Raw genomic sequence first — 17568 nt, forward strand, 5'->3', positions numbered from 1 at the left:
TGGATAACTCAGGTCTTTTTGATCTTGACCGGGCGCTTCCAGCCGTCGATGTTGCGCTGGCGGGCGCGGGCCACCGCCAGTTGGGACTTATCCACATCCTGGTTGATGGTTGAGCCTGCCGCAGTGTTTGAACCATCACCAATGGTGACGGGTGCAATCAACGAGTTGTTGGAGCCGATAAACACGTCTTCGCCAATGGTCGTCTGGTACTTGTTGGCGCCATCGTAGTTACAGGTAATAGCGCCGGCGCCGATATTGGTGCGCGCCCCAATCACCGCATCACCGAGGTAGGCCAGGTGCCCGGCCTTGGCGTCGTCGCCCATCCGGGCGTTTTTCAGTTCTACAAAGTTACCCACATGGGCCCTGGCCCCCAGCACGCTGCCCGGACGCAGACGCGCGAATGGACCCGCGTCACTGCCCTCGCCCATCACGGCGCCGTCGATATGGCTGTTGGCCTTGATCACCACGCCTTGGCGCAGGGTGCTGTCCTTGATCACGCAGTTCGGGCCGATGACCACGCCATCTTCAATGACCACACGGCCTTCGAGAATCACGTTGATATCGATCAGCACGTCGCGGCCCACCGTGACATCACCCCGCACGTCGAAACGTGCCGGATCACGTAGCGTCACGCCCAACGCCATCAGGCGGCGGCCTTCACGCAATTGATAGTGGCGCTCCAGCTCGGCCAGTTGCTTGCGGTCGTTGGCGCCCTGCACTTCCATCGGGTCGTGGGGCTGCTCGGTGGCGACCACCAGGCCATCGCTGACGGCCATCTCGATGACGTCGGTCAGGTAGTACTCGCCCTGGGCGTTGTTGTTGGACAGGCGGCTCATCCAGTCGGCCAGGCGATCGGCCGGCACCGCGAGGATCCCGGTGTTGCCTTCGGTGATGGCACGCTGGGCTTCGCTGGCGTCTTTATGCTCGACGATGGCGGCGACCTTGCCGTCAGCGTTGCGCACGATGCGGCCGTAGCCGGTCGGGTCGTCCAGCTCAACAGTGAGCAGGCCCATCTGGCCAGGCACGACGTGTTTGAGCAGGCGCTGCAAGGTTTCCACTTCGATCAGCGGCACGTCACCGTAGAGGATCAGCACAGTATCGGCCTGGATGAACGGCACGGCTTGCGCGGTGGCGTGGCCGGTACCCAATTGCTTGTCCTGCAATACGAAATTCAAGTCGTCCGCTGCCAGCCGCTCACGCACCACATCGGCACCGTGGCCGATCACCACATGAATGCGCTGTGGATCAAGCTGCCGGGCGCTGTGGATAACATGGCCAAGCATGGAGTTGCCGGCAACCGGGTGCAGCACCTTGGGCAGGGCCGAACGCATGCGGGTGCCCTGGCCTGCGGCAAGAATTACGATTTCGAGAGACATGAATGGCTACCAATCCTGGGCGGTCAGACTTCAGACCAAAGAAGTGTTTTGCAAAAAAAGAAAAAGGGTAGCCGAGGCTACCCTTTTTAATCAATCACGCATGAGGCTTGACGGCTTAGCCGCCAAACTTCTTGCGGATCTGCTGGACGGTGCGCAGCTGAGCTGCGGCCTCGGCCAGACGTGCAGCAGCAGAACCGTAGTCGAAATCTGCGCCTTTTTCGTTCAGGGCCTTCTCGGCAGCCTTGACGGCTTCCTGAGCGGAGGCTTCATCCAGGTCGGCAGCACGTTGCACGGTGTCGGCAAGTACCTTGACCATGTTCGGCTGAACCTCGAGGAAACCACCGGAGATGTAAAACACCTCCCTTTCCCCGCCCAGCTTGGTCAGAGTGATCGGACCAGGCTTCAAGGATGTAATCAATGGCGCGTGGCCAAAGTTAATACCCAGGTCGCCCAGTTCGCCGTGTGCAATCACACTCTCGATCTGACCGGAGAAGATTTCCCCTTCCGCGCTGACGATATCGCAATGGAATGTCATAGCCATCTGCTTGCCTCAACCTGATTAGCGCCCGTTACCGGGCGCCGGAATTACAGTTTCTTGGCTTTCTCGATCGCTTCTTCGATGCCGCCGACCATGTAGAACGCTTGTTCTGGCAGGTGGTCGTAGTCACCGTTGAGGATGCCTTTGAAGCCAGCAATGGTGTCTTTCAGGGAAACGTATTTACCCGAGGCACCGGTGAAGACTTCAGCCACGAAGAACGGCTGCGACAAGAAGCGCTGGATCTTACGAGCGCGGGATACCAACTGCTTGTCGGTTTCCGACAGCTCGTCCATACCCAGGATCGCAATGATGTCCTTCAGTTCTTTGTAACGCTGCAGAACGTACTGGACGCCGCGAGCGGTGTCGTAGTGTTCCTGGCCGATGACGTTCGGGTCCAGCTGGCGCGAAGTCGAGTCCAGTGGATCGACCGCTGGGTAGATACCCAGGGAGGCGATGTCACGGGACAGTACGACGGTGGCGTCCAAGTGGGCGAACGTGGTCGCTGGCGACGGGTCAGTCAAGTCATCCGCAGGTACGTATACCGCTTGGATCGAGGTGATCGAACCGTTTTTGGTCGAAGTGATACGCTCTTGCAGAGTACCCATCTCTTCGGCCAGGGTCGGCTGGTAACCTACTGCGGAAGGCATACGGCCCAGCAGTGCGGATACTTCAGTACCGGCCAGGGTGTAACGATAGATGTTGTCGACGAACAGCAGAACGTCGTTACCTTCGTCACGGAACTTCTCGGCCATGGTCAGGCCGGTCAGTGCTACGCGCAGACGGTTACCCGGCGGCTCGTTCATCTGACCGTAAACCAGTGCCACTTTGTCCAGAACGTTGGAATCCTTCATCTCGTGGTAGAAGTCGTTACCCTCACGAGTACGCTCACCCACACCGGCGAACACGGAATAACCGCTGTGCTCGATGGCGATGTTACGGATCAGTTCCATCATGTTTACGGTTTTGCCTACACCGGCACCACCGAACAGACCGACTTTACCGCCCTTGGCGAACGGGCAAACCAGGTCGATAACCTTGATGCCGGTTTCCAGCAGGTCGTTGCCGCCCGCTTGTTCCGCGAAGGAAGGCGCAGGACGGTGAATGCCCCAGCGCTCTTCGGTGTCGATTGGACCGGCTTCGTCGATCGGGTTACCGAGGACGTCCATGATCCGGCCCAGGGTCGCTTTACCGACGGGTACGGAGATGGCTGCGCCAGAGTCAGTGACTTCCAGACCGCGCTTCAAGCCTTCGGTGGAACCCATTGCAATGGTACGAACCACGCCGTCGCCCAGCTGCTGCTGAACTTCCAGGGTGGTGCCTGCATCGCTTTTGACTTTCAAAGCGTTGTAGATGCTCGGTACGCTGTCGCGTGGGAATTCCACGTCGATAACGGCGCCGATGATTTGAACGATACGTCCGCTACTCATAGCTGGATCCTCTGAATATTTGAACCGTTAAACCGCGGCAGCGCCGCCGACGATTTCCGAGATCTCTTGGGTGATCGCAGCCTGACGCGCCTTGTTGTAGATCAGCTGCAAATCGCTGATCAAATCACCGGCGTTGTCGGTAGCGTTCTTCATCGCGATCATCCGCGCAGCTTGTTCAGCCGCGTTGTTCTCGACCACCGCCTGGTACACCTGCGACTCCACGTAGCGCACCATCAAGCCGTCAAGCAGCTCTTTGGCGTCTGGTTCGTAGAGGTAGTCCCAGTGGTGCTTGAGTTCTTGTTCCGGGGCGGCCACCAATGGAATCAACTGCTCCACGGTAGGCTGTTGCGTCATGGTGTTGATGAACTTGTTGGATACCACGGACAGGCGGTCAATCCGGCCTTCCAGGTATGCATCCAGCATCACTTTGACGCTGCCGATCAAATCATTGATCGACGGTTCTTCACCCAGGTGGCTGATAGCTGCAACGACGTTACCGCCGAAGTTGCGGAAAAAGGCCGCACCCTTGCTACCGACCACACACAGATCGATCTCGACGCCTTTTTCGCGGTTTACCGCCATGTCCTTGACCAGGGCCTTGAACAGGTTGGTATTCAAACCACCGCACAAACCACGGTCACTGCTCACCACGACATAACCAACGCGCTTTACTTCGCGATCGATCATGAACGGGTGGCGATATTCCGGGTTGGCGTTGGCCAGATGACCAATAACCTGGCGGATACGCTCCGCGTAGGGACGGCTAGCAGCCATGCGCATTTGTGCCTTGCGCATTTTGCTGACCGCCACTTTTTCCATGGCGCTGGTGATCTTTTGCGTGCTTTTGATGCTCGCAATCTTACTGCGAATCTCTTTTGCGCCTGCCATGTAACACCTATCAGGTTAGCAAGCGGGAGCCTCGCGGCCCCCGCTGCGGCTTACCAGGTTTGGGTGGCCTTGAACTTCTCGATACCGGCTTTGATGCCAGCGTCGATGTCGTCATTGAAGTCACCCTTCACGTTGATCTTCGCCATCAATTCGGCGTGATCGCGGTTGAAGTAAGCAATCAGCGCTTGTTCGAAGCTGCCGACCTTGGTGATTTCAACGTCGGTCAGGAACCCACGCTCAGCGGCATACAGCGACAGCGCCATGTCAGCGATCGACATTGGTGCGTATTGCTTCTGCTTCATCAGCTCGGTAACGCGCTGACCATGCTCAAGTTGCTTACGGGTCGCTTCGTCCAGGTCAGAAGCGAACTGGGCGAATGCCGCCAGTTCACGGTACTGAGCCAGAGCGGTACGGATACCACCGGAGAGCTTCTTGATGATCTTGGTCTGAGCGGCACCACCCACACGGGATACCGAAACACCGGCGTTCACTGCAGGACGGATCCCGGAGTTGAACATGGCCGATTCCAGGAAGATCTGACCGTCGGTGATGGAAATCACGTTGGTCGGAACGAACGCGGAAACGTCGCCAGCCTGGGTTTCGATGATCGGCAATGCGGTCAGGGAACCGGTTTTGCCGGTCACTGCGCCGTTGGTGAACTTCTCTACGTATTCTTCCGAAACGCGGGATGCGCGCTCCAGCAGACGGGAGTGGAGATAGAACACGTCGCCTGGGTAAGCTTCACGGCCTGGTGGACGGCGCAGCAGCAGGGAAATCTGGCGGTAAGCCACTGCTTGCTTGGACAGATCGTCATAAACGATCAGCGCGTCTTCACCGCGGTCGCGGAAGTATTCGCCCATGGTGCAACCGGAGTACGGTGCCAGGAACTGAAGTGCAGCGGATTCGGAAGCACTGGCGGCCACGACGATGGTGTTAGCCAGGGCGCCGTTTTCTTCCAGCTTGCGAACCACGTTGGCGATGGTCGATTGTTTCTGACCGATGGCTACGTAGACGCAGAAAATCCCGCTGTCTTTCTGGTTGATGATCGCGTCGATCGCCAGAGCGGTTTTACCGATCTGACGGTCACCGATGATCAGCTCACGCTGGCCACGGCCGACAGGAATCATGGCATCGACAGCCTTGTAGCCAGTCTGTACAGGCTGGTCTACCGACTTACGCCAGATCACGCCTGGAGCAACTTTCTCGACCGCATCGGTCTCGGTGTTGTTCAGCGGACCTTTGCCGTCAACTGGGTTACCCAGTGCGTCGACAACGCGACCCAGCAGTTCCTTACCCACCGGAACTTCCAGGATGCGGCCTGTGCACTTGGCGCTCATGCCTTCAGCCAGAGTCTGGTAGGAGCCCAATACAACGGCACCTACAGAGTCTTGCTCCAGGTTGAGGGCCATACCGTAGACGCCGCCCGGAAACTCGATCATCTCGCCGTACATTACGTCGGCCAGACCGTGAATCCGCACGATGCCGTCAGATACGCTGACGACAGTGCCTTCGTTACGGGCTTGGGAGGTCACATCGAGCTTGTCGATGCGGCCCTTGATAATTTCACTTATTTCGGAAGGATTGAGTTGCTGCATTGCTCTGCTGCCCCTTCAAACTCAAGATTTCAATGCTTCGGCAAGATTCGCGAGTTTGCCGCGAATCGAGCCATCGATAACCAGGTCGCCGGCGCGAATGATGACACCACCAATCAGGGTGGCATCCTCCGCAACTTGCAGGCGCACTTCCCGGTCGAGTCGTGCACTGAGAACCTTGGCGAGTTTGTCTTGCTGTTCTTGGTTCAATGCAAAAGCACTGGTCACTTCAACATCTACCGATTTCTCTTGTTCGGCCTTGTACAGGTCAAACAGAGCGGCGATCTCCGGCAGAAGCGGGAGACGGTCGTTTTCGGCAACGACGTGGATGAAGTTCTGCACTTTTACATCAAACTTGTCGCCGCACACGTCAATAAACGTGGCGGCCTTGTCTGCGCTCGTCAGTCGCGGGGCCTTGAGCACGCGCTGCATGGTGTCGTCTTGCGACACTGCTGCAGCCAGGCCGAGCATGGCTGACCAAGAGGCCAGCTGCTGGTGGGCCTGGGCGTGCTCGAAGGCTGCCTTAGCGTAAGGTCGGGCCAACGTGGTCAATTCTGCCATGATCGCCCTCGCTTAAATTTCAGCAGCCAGTTTGTTTACCAGCTCCGCGTGCGCGTTTTGATCGATTGTGGCACCCAGGATCTTCTCAGCACCGCCGACGGCCAGAGCACCCAGTTGGGCACGCAGCGCATCTTTGACACCGTTCAGTTCCTGCTCGATCTCGGCTTGAGCCTGAACCTTCACACGGTCAGCGTCGATACGGGCTTTTTCAACAGCCTCTTCAACGATCTGGTTACCGCGTTTCTTGGCTTGCTCAATGATTTCAGCTGCCTGAGCTTTCGCTTCGCGCAGTTGCTGACCCGCTTTATCTTGGGCCAACTCCAGGTCGCGAGCTGCTCGTGCGGCAGCGTCCAGTCCGTCTGCGATCTTCTTCTGACGTTCGTGCAAAGCCGCGATGACCGGAGGCCATACGAACTTCATGCAGAAAACTACAAAAATCAAGAACGCTAAGGACTGACCAATAATGGTTGCATTAATGTTCACGCCAATACCTCGCTCGTTCGTTGCACAACACACCAATCACTCGAAAAAACGAGTGATTAACCGGCGAGTTGACCAACGAAGGGGTTCGCGAAGGTGAAGAACAGAGCGATACCAACACCGATCATGGTCACGGCGTCGAGCAGGCCGGCGACGATGAACATTTTAACTTGCAGCATTGGAACCATTTCTGGCTGACGCGCGGCGCCTTCCAGGAACTTGCCGCCCAGCAGGCCGAAACCAATGGCAGTACCCAGGGCGCCCAGGCCGATCAACAGTGCAACAGCGATAGCGGTTAGACCAACTACAGTTTCCATCTTTCCTCCCGACTTTTACGTCGTATGGTTTAGGTTTTTTAGATTTTAAAGCGGTAAAACAAATCGTTTCATAGCCCTTCAGGGCTACCCTCCCGTTTGACCGGGAGGGACATCAGACTAGTCGAGACTGGTCTTAATGGTTCTCTTCGTGCGCCATCGACAGGTAGACGATGGTCAGCATCATGAAGATAAACGCCTGCAGGGTGATGATCAGGATGTGGAACACAGCCCACGCCCACTGCAGAACAATGCCCAGGCCGCTAAGCCAGAGCAGACCACTGCCGAACATCACAGCGATCAGAATGAACACCAGCTCGCCGGCATACATGTTGCCGAACAGTCGCAAGGCCAGGGAAATCGGCTTGGCAACCAGGGTTACGAATTCCAGCAGGAAGTTCACCGGGATCAGCAGGGCTTGAACGAAGATGTTCTTGCTGCCAAACGGGTGCAGGGTCAGTTCGCCGATGAAGCCGCCGATGCCCTTGATCTTGATGCTGTAGAAAATGATCAACGCAAACACCGACAGGGCCATGCCCAGGGTGGCGTTAGGGTCCGTGGTCGAAACTGCACGGAATGGAATGTGCTGATCGCCGGAGATCAGGATGGCCAGCTGAGGAATCCAGTCGACCGGGATCAGGTCGACGGCGTTCATCAGGAACACCCAGACGAAGATGGTCAGTGCCAACGGTGCAATCACCGCGCTACGACCATGGAAGCTGTCCCGCACGCTGCCATCGACGAATTCGACCAATACTTCAACGAAGTTCTGCAAAGCACCTGGCTGACCGGAAGTCGCCTTCTTTGCCGCCATGCGGAAAATCAGGACGAAGATCAGACCCAATGCGACAGACCAGCCCAGAGTATCCAGGTGGAATGCCCAGAAGCCCATTTCTTTGGCTTCTGCTGCGGAGTGGGCAAAGCCCCAGCCGCCGTTGGGAAGCTGACCGAAGGTCAGGTTCTGCAAGTGGTGCTGGATATAGCCCGAAGCGGTTGTTTCTGCCATGGTTGCCTCAAACGCCCTAAGGTTTCGAAAGTCTTGTTTTCATTAGCAGGGGAGCGAACCAGCTGACCAGTTGGGTCAACACGAAGACGCCGAATACAGCCAGCGGCGCCAATGGCTTCACACCTGCAAAGGTCAGTGCAAACAGCACTGCCGTCAAAATCAGTTTCCCCGCCTCGCCGGCATAAAAAGACCGGACGATAGCCTGGGCTGCTCGGGCGCCGGAAAACCGAAAGGCCCTGTGAGCAAAATACATATTGGGCAGCAAGGCTATCAGGCCTCCGCAGAGTCCTGAGTATCCGGCTACGACTCCATACCAATACCAGAGCGCCAAAGAGGCGATCAGTAAAATGACAAATTGAGCCAATAAAACCGGGAAAACGGCCAAGCGATGGAACGGCAACGTGTTTGGCGTGCGGGTTTCCATCACTCTTGCTCCTCAATGGTCGGCTGCCGGAAATCAATAACTTGGCATAATTTGTGCCGACAAAATGCGCGCAGAGTATAGGGGCGGTTCTGCCCCTATTCAACTGCCGGGTAGTGATTTCCGACTGCGCGCTACAGAAGCAATTGTTTCAGCGGATGTGGGCAAGGACGCCCTGAAGCTCATCCAATGAGTTATATCCGATGACCAATTGCCCTTTGCCTTTCTTGCCGTGGCGAATTTGCACCGCAGAGCCTAGGCGTTCGGCCAGGCGCTGCTCCAGTCGTGCAATATCCGGATCAGGTTTGGCGGTTTCGACCGGTGCAGGTTTGCCACTGAGCCACTGGCGAACCAGGGCCTCGGTCTGACGAACGGTGAGGCCTCGTGCGACAACGTGTCGCGCCCCCTCAACCTGTTGATTTTCCGGCAAACCGAGCAAAGCACGGGCATGACCCATTTCCAGGTCGCCATGGGAAAGCATGGTTTTGATGACTTCCGGCAGCGCGATCAGCCGCAGCAGGTTGGACACGGTAACCCGTGACTTGCCCACCGCATCCGCGACTTCCTGCTGGGTCAGTTTGAATTCCTGCTGCAAACGCTGCAGCGCGATCGCTTCCTCGATCGGATTGAGGTCTTCGCGCTGGATGTTCTCGATCAGCGCCATGGCGATGGCGGTTTCATCCGGCACATCGCGCACTATCGCCGGGATGGTTTCCTTGCCAGCCTGTTGGCTCGCGCGCCAGCGGCGTTCGCCGGCGATGATTTCAAAGCGGCCCGCACCAATCGGGCGCACCACGATCGGCTGCATCACACCCTGGGCCTTGATCGAATTCGCCAACTCTTCCAGCGCCTGGGGGTCCATGTCCCGGCGCGGCTGGTATTTGCCGCGCTGGATCAGGTCCAGCGGCAGGTGCTGCAGCTCACGCTCGTCAGCCTGCACCGCTTGTTCTTCGAGCGAAGTGACAGTCGGACCACTCAGCAGTGCATCCAGTCCACGTCCGAGACCTCGTTTCTTGACGGCCATGGGGATTCCTTAAGTTGGCTGGGCTGCAGCGGTGCGTGAATTGCGGCGTTGACGACGAACCATCTCGCCGGCCAGAGCCAGATAGGCAATGGCACCGCGGGATGACTTGTCGTACGCCAGCGCGGGCATGCCATAGCTTGGCGCTTCGGCCAGGCGGATGTTGCGTGGAATCACGGTGTCGTAGAGCTGATCGCCGAAGTGTTCCTTGAGCTGTGCCGACACATCGTTCATCAGGCTCAGGCGCGGGTCATACATGGTCCGCAGCAGGCCTTCGATTTGCAGGTTCGGGTTGAGCAACTCGGCGATACGCTTGATGTTATCCACAAGGTCACTCAGACCTTCCAGTGCGAAGTACTCGCACTGCATGGGGATAATCACCCCGTCGGCGGCGACCAATGCGTTCAACGTCAGCATCGACAGCGACGGCGGGCAGTCGATCAAAATGTAGTCGTAATTCTCGCGGATCGGCGCCAACGCGCTGCGCAGACGGCTTTCTTTCATCTGCATTTCCAGCAGCACCACTTCCGCCGCGGTCAAATCGCGGTTGGCCGGCAGCAGTTGATAACCGCCGTGCTCGGAAAAATGCATGGCCTGGGCCAGGTCGCACTCGCCAATCAGCAAGTCATAGACCGAGTTTTCCAGGCCGTGTTTATCCACACCGCTACCCATGGTGGCGTTGCCCTGTGGATCGAGATCGATCAACAGCACCCGACGCTTGGTAGCGACCAGGGATGCTGCGAGGTTGATGCAGGTGGTGGTTTTGCCCACGCCACCTTTCTGGTTCGCTATCGCGAATACCTTAGCCATTCTTGCTTGTGTTCCCAATCATGCCGTGCGGCGCAGTATCAGCAGATGGCGTTGGCCTTGGCAACCGGGTACGGCCAAGGCGTGTTCGCTATCGAGGTGGAAGTCTGCCGGCAATGCTAACAGCTCGTCGCTTGGATGAACGCCCTTCATTGCCAGCCAACGGGTATCGCGGTCGCCAAGGTGGCGGGTCCAGTTGCTGAAGTTCTCCATGCTGCTGAAGGCCCGGGAAACAATTCCGTTGAAAGGCTGTTCAGGCGTGAAGGCTTCGACGCGACTGTGGATAACTTGCAGGTTATCCAGCTTGAGTTCGAGTTTGACCTGGGTCAGGAAGCGGGTTTTCTTGCCGTTGCTGTCCAGGCACGTCACCTGCGACTCGGGAAACAGGATCGCCAACGGGATGCCGGGCATGCCGCCCCCGCTGCCAACGTCGAGCCAACGGCCGTTTTCGATAAACGGCATCACGCTGAGGCTGTCGAGCAGATGGCGAGAAACCATTTCGTCCGGATCACGCACCGCAGTGAGGTTGTAAGCCTTGTTCCATTTGATCAACAGGGCCAGATAACCCAGCAGCAACTCGTGCTGGGCTTCGGTCAGGTTGACGCCAAGCTGGCGAGCACCTGTGGATAACTCTTCGGCGTGTTGCGAGGTGACCAACGAACTCAAGCGCTTTGCTCCAACTGACGGCCCGCGCCGCGTTTTTTCAAATGAATCATCAACAGCGAAATGGCTGCCGGCGTGACACCCGGGATACGGGACGCCTGGCCGAGGGTCTCAGGTCGAGTTATCCCCAGCTTGCTTTGAATCTCTTTCGACAGACCGGAAATATTTGTGTAATCGATATCCACAGGCAGCCTGGTGTCTTCGCTGGCCCGCAGACGAGCGATCTCATCCTGCTGACGGTCAATGTAACCGGCGTATTTGGTCTTGATTTCGACCTGCTCGGCGACCTGTGGATCTTCTGCACCACCGCCGGTAACCGAGATCAGACCAGCGTAGTCGATTTCCGGACGCGACAGCAGGTTCAGCAAGTTGTACTCGTGGGTCAGCGGCGTGCCGAATTTTTCGGCAATCGCATCGCCTTGCTCGGTGCCCGGACGAACCCAGGTACTTTTCAGGCGTTGCTCTTCCAGTTCGATGCTTTCGCGTTTTTTGCAGAAGGCAGCCCAGCGCACGTCGTCGACCAAGCCCAGCTCGCGACCTTTCTCGGTCAGGCGCAGGTCGGCGTTGTCTTCCCGAAGGATCAGGCGATATTCGGCCCGGGACGTAAACATCCGGTACGGTTCCTGGGTTCCGAGGGTGATCAGGTCGTCGACCAACACACCGATGTACGCCTCATCGCGACGCGGGCACCAGCTGTCTTTGCCCTGTGCGCGCAGTGCGGCGTTGGCTCCGGCCAGCAACCCCTGGGCGCCGGCTTCTTCGTAACCGGTGGTGCCGTTGATTTGGCCAGCAAAGAACAAACCGCCGATCACCTTGGTTTCCAGGCTGTATTTCAAGTCACGTGGGTCGAAGTAGTCGTACTCGATGGCGTAGCCAGGTCGAACGATATGAGCGTTTTCCATACCGCGAATCGACTGCACGATCTGGATTTGCACGTCGAACGGCAGGGAAGTGGAAATCCCGTTCGGGTACAGCTCGTGGGTGGTCAAACCTTCCGGCTCGATAAACACCTGGTGGCTTTCCTTGTCGGCAAAGCGGTGGATCTTGTCTTCGATCGACGGGCAGTAGCGTGGGCCAATACCTTCGATCACCCCGGAATACATCGGCGAACGGTCGAGGTTCGCGGCAATGATTTCGTGGGTACGGGCATTGGTGTGGGTAATCCAGCAACTGACCTGCTTCGGATGCTGTTCCTTGGAGCCCATGAACGACATGACCGGGATCGGTGTATCGCCGGCTTGCTCGGTCATTACCGAAAAATCCACCGAACGGCCATCGATACGCGGCGGCGTACCGGTTTTCAAACGACCGACACGCAGCGGCAGTTCGCGAAGGCGCTGAGCCAGGGCGATTGACGGCGGATCACCGGCGCGACCACCGGAATAGTTCTGCATACCGATGTGGATAAGTCCGCCGAGGAACGTACCGGTGGTCAACACCACGGATTCTGCGAAGAAACGCAGGCCCATTTGCGTGACAACACCGCGTACCTGGTCCTGCTCAACGATCAGGTCATCGGCTGCCTGCTGAAATATCCACAGGTTCGGCTGGTTTTCCAGGGTTTCGCGGACAGCGGCCTTGTACAGGATCCGGTCGGCTTGAGCACGAGTGGCTCGTACGGCCGGGCCTTTGCGGCTGTTCAATACGCGAAATTGAATACCACCTTTGTCGGTAGCCATGGCCATCGCGCCGCCCAGGGCATCGATTTCCTTGACCAGGTGGCTTTTGCCAATCCCGCCAATTGCGGGGTTGCAGCTCATGGCGCCGAGGGTTTCCACGTTATGCGTCAGCAACAGGGTTTTTGCCCCCATGCGTGCTGACGCCAGTGCTGCCTCGGTACCGGCATGACCGCCGCCGATGACGATCACTTCAAAACGGGAAGGGAAATCCACCACGCACCTCGTGCCTGCTTCTGTAGGTAATTAGGAATGAGCGTTCGAGATCAGGTTTTCGAACGAGTCGGCAAGTATAGGGACTTCGCCCTTCCTAAAGAACCCTTTGCACAAAATTTAACCAGCTGTGGATGAATCACGGACAATAGAAATTAAAAGAGAGAAATTTATTAAATCTTTGTTTTTATGTTTATTTCTACTGAGGCCTGTTTCTGTGGATAGATCCCTACAGGCCTTTATTTACGTAATGTACAGAGATTCAAAAGTCTGTGGTTAGGTGCCAAGGAGGTCCTTGGATAAGTGGTCTAAGCCTGTGGATTAAACAGGTGGTTATCCACAGAGGGGTTTTTACTCAGGTTTTAGGCCCTGTTATCAACTGGGCACAGGGGCGGTTATTCACAGGGCTTAATCCACAGAAAATACGGATTACGATAAGTTTCAGGCACACGGCGGCCTCCAAGAATCTTCGGATAGGCAGGAAACGCTTCGTTTGCATTTGTGAAACGGGTTGATGGCAGGCCTATTGTGAGAAAGCGTCACGGCAGTTAATAATAGTTATTATCATTAACCTGCCTCGTCACCTCTCATGGCCCTCCCCCCGCATACCATCGCAGTCCAGCACATCTATGAGCAGCACCATTCGTGGTTGCACAGCTGGCTCAAGGGAAAGTTGCATAACGCCTGCGATGCAGCCGATGTGGCACACGATACGTTCGTGCGGATCCTGGGTGGCCGCAATGCGGCGCAGATCCTTGAGCCCCGGGATTATCTGGCCACTGTCGCCAGGGGACTGGTGATTGACCGCTATCGCCGCCGCGCCATTGAACAAGCCTATCTGCAAACCCTCGCAGACCGGCCAGAAGCGACCGCAATCAGTGAAGAAGACAAGGCGATCATCATTGAAACCCTCGTGGCTGTGGATAAAGCCTTGCATGGGCTGGGTGAGCGGGCTCGGCGAATTTTCATGCTATCCCAGGTCGAAGGCCTGACTTATCAACAGATCGCCGATCAGCTGCGGGTCTCGCTGACCACCGTCAAGAAACATATGGTCCGCGCCCTGACAGAATGCGCCCTGATCATGGCGGGCGCGTAATGGCCGCCCCGGATCGCAAGACGTTCGAAGCCGCCGCCAGTTGGTACGTGCAATTTCAATCGCAACCACCGACACCTGCGGAACACAGTGCCTGGCAGCAATGGCTCAACGGCGATCCTTCCCATCAGGTGGCCTGGAACCAGATGGAACAGTTGCAACGTGGCCTCGGTGCGCTACCCAAGGATTTCACCCGTCGCGCGCTCTCGACCAGTCAACAGCGGCGCCAAGTGCTCAAGCTGATGTTGATGCTCGGCGCCGCCGGGTACTTGGGGTGGAACGTTCAACAACACACGTCCCTGGGCAACCTTTGGGCTGACTATCGAACCAAGGTCGGCGAACGACGGCGAATCGAGCTGGCCGACGGTACTCAAATTGACCTCAATACCCATACCGCTATCGACGTACTTTTCGATGGGCAGCAGCGACTGGTTCGTTTGCGTGAGGGGGAAGTACTTATCCACACCGGCAAGTCGGGGCGGCAAACACCGTTTTATGTCGAAACCCGTGAAGGCCGTATTCAAGCTTTAGGCACGCGGTTCACTGTTCGCCAATTGCAGGGGTCAACCCGGGTTGGCGTGTTGGATGACCGGGTCAGCGTGCAACCCGTCGACCAACCGGGTCATGGCCGACTGCTCGGCCCCGGTGAGACTGCCGATTTCGGCACGCTAGACGTAGGCCCCAGCCATATCTATCGCAGGAACCAAGCCGCATGGGTTGACGGGCAACTGATCGTTCTGGACGCGCGACTGGGGGATGTCATCGACGAACTCGCGCGCTATCGGCCGGGCGTCATGCAGTGCGACGCCGCATCAGCCCGGCTGCGGGTGTCCGGCACCTTCCGCCTCGATTCCACCGACGCCGTACTGGCCAACCTGCAGGTCACGTTGCCGATCCAGGTGAAGTATTTCACCCGCTACTGGGTCGCCGTTACGCTTACAGGTTAATACCGAAAAAATACTCTCAGCAGGGGTTATCTTTTTTTTACCTGGCGCGGCCCTACAGGTAATCACGATGCTACCTTCAGGGCTTACTCACACATGCGCCTTCCTACAAAATTTCGCCAGCGTCTCTCCTATCACGGCATCACGTATGGCTTGCTGCTGACCACGGCAGCGACTGCCAGCACCTTGTCATGCACCCAGGCGATTGCTGCCAGCTCGGTGCAACATTACGTGATCGCCCCCGGGCCACTCGACAATGCCTTGAGCCAGTTCGCGGCGAAGGCCAATGTGATTTTGTCATTCTCGCCACAGCAGACGGCGCGCTTGCAAAGTCCTGGGCTGGAGGGTGACTACTCGGTGGAACAAGGGTTTGCGTTATTGCTGCAGAACTCGGGATTGCAGGCGGCGGCTCAAGGCCCCGGCAGCTATGCGCTGCAGCCGGCCACGAGCGGGGAACAACTCATGTTGGCCCCGACTACTGTCAGCGCTTATCAACAGGCCGGTTTCAATCAGGAGATTGCCGGGGACGTAGGTTACAAGGCGCAAAACAGCCGAATCGGTACCAAGACCAGCACACCGTTGTCGGAAACTCCGCGCTCGGTGTCAGTGGTGACCGGCCAGCGCATCAAGGATCAAAAATCCCAGACGCTCACCGAAGTGCTGGGCTATGTGCCGGGAATCTTTGCCCCTCCCTTTGCTGCGGGCGACGGCCTGGCCGGTGACCTGTTCTTCATTCGCGGCTTCAACGCCACGGATTATGGCTACGGCCTGCTGCGCGATGGCTTGCGAGTACAAGGCAACCGGTATGACACCACCAGCGAACCTTATGGGCTGGAACGGGTAGAAATATTCCGTGGCCCTTCTTCCCTGCTCTACGGCGAAAATGCACCCGGTGGTCTGGTCAACCTGGTGAGTAAACACCCGACAGCTACGCCACAAGGCGAAGTTCAGCTGACCTACGGTTCGAATAATCGCCGCCAGGTGGGTGTGGATATCTCCGGTCCGTTGAACGACAACGACAATATTCTTGGACGCGTGGTGATGCTCGGCAGGAAGTCCGACACCCAGACCGATCACGTTCCCGATGACCGCCTGTATATCGCACCATCCCTGACCCTCAATTTCGACGACTACAACACCCTGACCCTGCTGGGCAACTACCAGAAAGACCACACTAATCTTGAACTTGGCCTACCTGCCGCCGGCACGTTACTGACCAACCCCAACGGGAAGCTCTCCAAGCACACCATGCTCGGTGACCCGGACTGGAACACCTTCGAACGGGAAACCTGGAGCACCGGCTACGAGTTCAGCCACAGCTTCAACGATGACTGGCAGTTTCGGCAGAACTCGCGCTACATGCAGTCGCGAATCGCCCGCCATGAAACCTGGCCAGGCAACCTGAATAATGCGGGGTTCGGTACCCAGCTGAACATGAATGCCTACGACCGCTACAACAAATCGATGGTCTACTCGCTGGATAACCAGTTGGAAGGCAAATTCCAGGTAGGTGGCCTGGAAAATACCCTGCTGTTTGGTGCCAGCTATGACCGTACCTCGTTCAGCCAGGATTGGAATGCCGGATTTGCAGGCACGATCAATGTGTATAACCCGGTGTACCTGAAGGACCCATTGACGCCTCTCGCGGTGCAAAACACGTTGCTCGAACAGCAGATGAAAGGCGTCTATGCACAGGTCCAGAGCAAGTATGACCACTGGTTATTCTTGCTCGGCGGGCGCCAGGACTGGGTCGACAGTGATTTTCGCGACAAGGTGGCCAAGGCCGGCAATATCAGCTCTGAAGACCGCAAATTCACCTATCAGGGCGGGATCATGTACCAGTTCGACAACGGCCTGACGCCGTATGTCAGCTACTCGACTGCGTTCGTCCCTGTACAGCAGATCTCTAATGCCGGCACACCGCTGGACCCGATCACCAGCAGTCAATACGAAGTAGGCCTCAAGTACGAGCCGATCGGCTGGGACACCGCGATGACTTTGTCGGTATATGACCTGCGCAAGCAGGACGACACGTACCTCGACGCCACTACCAATACCTACCGCCAAGTTGGCGAAAGTCGGGCCAAGGGCGTGGAAGTTGAGGTCAACAGCAACCTCACACCTAATTTGAACGTGACTGCGGCCTACACCTACACCGATGCTCGAATTACCAAGGATTCGGCAACGTCGCTCGTGGAAGGTCACCAAATGACCGGTGTCCCACGTAATCAGGCTTCGGTCTGGGGCAAGTACCGCTTTCTTGATGGCCAACTTAAGGGCTTGTCCGTGGGCGGCGGCATCCGCTACTTCGACAGCACTTTCGCTTACACCGCGCCTTCCCTTTACGGGAAGCTGGATGCTGGAAGCGTAACCTTGGTGGATGCCGCCATCGGTTACCAGATTGACAAGCACTGGTCGGTGGACGTGAACGCGAAGAACCTGTTCGACAAGGAGTATGTGTCCGGCTGCAACGATGCGGGCCGCTGCTATTGGGGTGAAAGCCGGACGCTACTCGGAACAGTTTCGTACAACTGGTGACGTGTCAGCT

17 protein-coding genes are annotated in these 17568 nt (G+C 57.3%); 3 read left to right on the forward strand and 14 right to left on the reverse strand.

The genetic code is table 11. The features are described from left to right. Positions 1-8: 8 nt before the first annotated feature. The 14 genes from glmU to mnmG form a co-directional block, all read right to left on the reverse strand. Positions 9-1376: a bifunctional UDP-N-acetylglucosamine diphosphorylase/glucosamine-1-phosphate N-acetyltransferase GlmU gene (gene glmU / locus MUM_RS0106925; protein ID WP_010168450.1), complete on the reverse strand. Its 1368-nt coding sequence runs from the start codon at positions 1374-1376 to the stop codon at positions 9-11. A 115-nt stretch (positions 1377-1491) separates the two neighbouring features. After that, positions 1492-1917 carry a F0F1 ATP synthase subunit epsilon gene (locus MUM_RS0106930; protein WP_008439541.1) on the reverse strand — a complete coding sequence of 142 codons (426 nt, stop codon included), beginning with the start codon at positions 1915-1917 and terminating at the stop codon, positions 1492-1494. Between the two features lie 44 nt (positions 1918-1961). Next, complete coding sequence (atpD, locus tag MUM_RS0106935; RefSeq protein ID WP_003213545.1) at positions 1962-3341, reverse strand: F0F1 ATP synthase subunit beta; 1380 nt, start codon at positions 3339-3341, stop codon at positions 1962-1964. A 27-nt stretch (positions 3342-3368) separates the two neighbouring features. Then, on the reverse strand, positions 3369-4229 hold the full coding sequence (atpG, locus tag MUM_RS0106940) for a F0F1 ATP synthase subunit gamma (RefSeq protein ID WP_003213547.1): 861 nt from the start codon (positions 4227-4229) through the stop codon (positions 3369-3371). Between the two features lie 50 nt (positions 4230-4279). Further along, entirely contained in the window at positions 4280-5824 is a 1545-nt protein-coding gene (gene atpA / locus MUM_RS0106945; protein WP_003213549.1) for a F0F1 ATP synthase subunit alpha, read from the reverse strand. Positions 5825-5845: 21 nt separating this feature from the next. Continuing rightward, a complete protein-coding gene (locus MUM_RS0106950) occupies positions 5846-6382 on the reverse strand; it encodes a F0F1 ATP synthase subunit delta (RefSeq protein ID WP_003213551.1) in 537 nt (178 codons plus the stop codon). A 12-nt stretch (positions 6383-6394) separates the two neighbouring features. Then, entirely contained in the window at positions 6395-6865 is a 471-nt protein-coding gene (locus MUM_RS0106955; RefSeq protein ID WP_008439543.1) for a F0F1 ATP synthase subunit B, read from the reverse strand. Positions 6866-6921: 56 nt separating this feature from the next. Next, complete coding sequence (atpE, locus tag MUM_RS0106960; protein ID WP_002555987.1) at positions 6922-7179, reverse strand: F0F1 ATP synthase subunit C; 258 nt, start codon at positions 7177-7179, stop codon at positions 6922-6924. Between the two features lie 133 nt (positions 7180-7312). Next, the gene (atpB, locus tag MUM_RS0106965) at positions 7313-8182 is read right to left on the reverse strand and encodes a F0F1 ATP synthase subunit A (protein ID WP_010168470.1); all 870 of its coding nucleotides are present in this window, start codon (positions 8180-8182) and stop codon (positions 7313-7315) included. A gap of 16 nt (positions 8183-8198) precedes the next feature. Then, entirely contained in the window at positions 8199-8606 is a 408-nt protein-coding gene (locus MUM_RS0106970; RefSeq protein ID WP_010168472.1) for a F0F1 ATP synthase subunit I, read from the reverse strand. Between the two features lie 148 nt (positions 8607-8754). Further along, positions 8755-9627, reverse strand: coding sequence for a ParB/RepB/Spo0J family partition protein (locus MUM_RS0106975; RefSeq protein ID WP_010168474.1), 873 nt, complete (start codon positions 9625-9627; stop codon positions 8755-8757). A 9-nt stretch (positions 9628-9636) separates the two neighbouring features. Further along, on the reverse strand, positions 9637-10434 hold the full coding sequence (locus MUM_RS0106980) for a ParA family protein (RefSeq protein WP_003213559.1): 798 nt from the start codon (positions 10432-10434) through the stop codon (positions 9637-9639). An 18-nt stretch (positions 10435-10452) separates the two neighbouring features. Next, complete coding sequence (gene rsmG, locus MUM_RS0106985) at positions 10453-11097, reverse strand: 16S rRNA (guanine(527)-N(7))-methyltransferase RsmG (RefSeq protein WP_003213561.1); 645 nt, start codon at positions 11095-11097, stop codon at positions 10453-10455. Beyond that, positions 11094-12986, reverse strand: coding sequence for a tRNA uridine-5-carboxymethylaminomethyl(34) synthesis enzyme MnmG (gene mnmG / locus MUM_RS0106990; protein WP_010168477.1), 1893 nt, complete (start codon positions 12984-12986; stop codon positions 11094-11096). The genes rsmG and mnmG overlap by 4 nt, the downstream gene beginning before the upstream one ends. Positions 12987-13572: 586 nt before the next feature. On the opposite strand from mnmG, the gene MUM_RS0106995 reads away from it, so the two are divergent. The 3 genes from MUM_RS0106995 (at position 13573) to MUM_RS0107005 (ending at position 17558) form a co-directional block, all read left to right on the forward strand. Next, entirely contained in the window at positions 13573-14079 is a 507-nt protein-coding gene (locus MUM_RS0106995; protein WP_010168479.1) for a sigma-70 family RNA polymerase sigma factor, read from the forward strand. Continuing rightward, positions 14079-15023 carry a FecR domain-containing protein gene (locus MUM_RS0107000; RefSeq protein WP_010168481.1) on the forward strand — a complete coding sequence of 315 codons (945 nt, stop codon included), beginning with the start codon at positions 14079-14081 and terminating at the stop codon, positions 15021-15023. Before MUM_RS0106995 ends, MUM_RS0107000 begins: the two co-directional genes overlap by 1 nt. Positions 15024-15116: 93 nt before the next feature. Next, complete coding sequence (locus tag MUM_RS0107005) at positions 15117-17558, forward strand: TonB-dependent siderophore receptor (RefSeq protein WP_010168483.1); 2442 nt, start codon at positions 15117-15119, stop codon at positions 17556-17558. The last annotated feature ends 10 nt before the right edge of the window (positions 17559-17568 follow it).

This window comes from Pseudomonas sp. PAMC 25886, from assembly GCF_000242655.1.
Lineage (GTDB): Bacteria > Pseudomonadota > Gammaproteobacteria > Pseudomonadales > Pseudomonadaceae > Aquipseudomonas.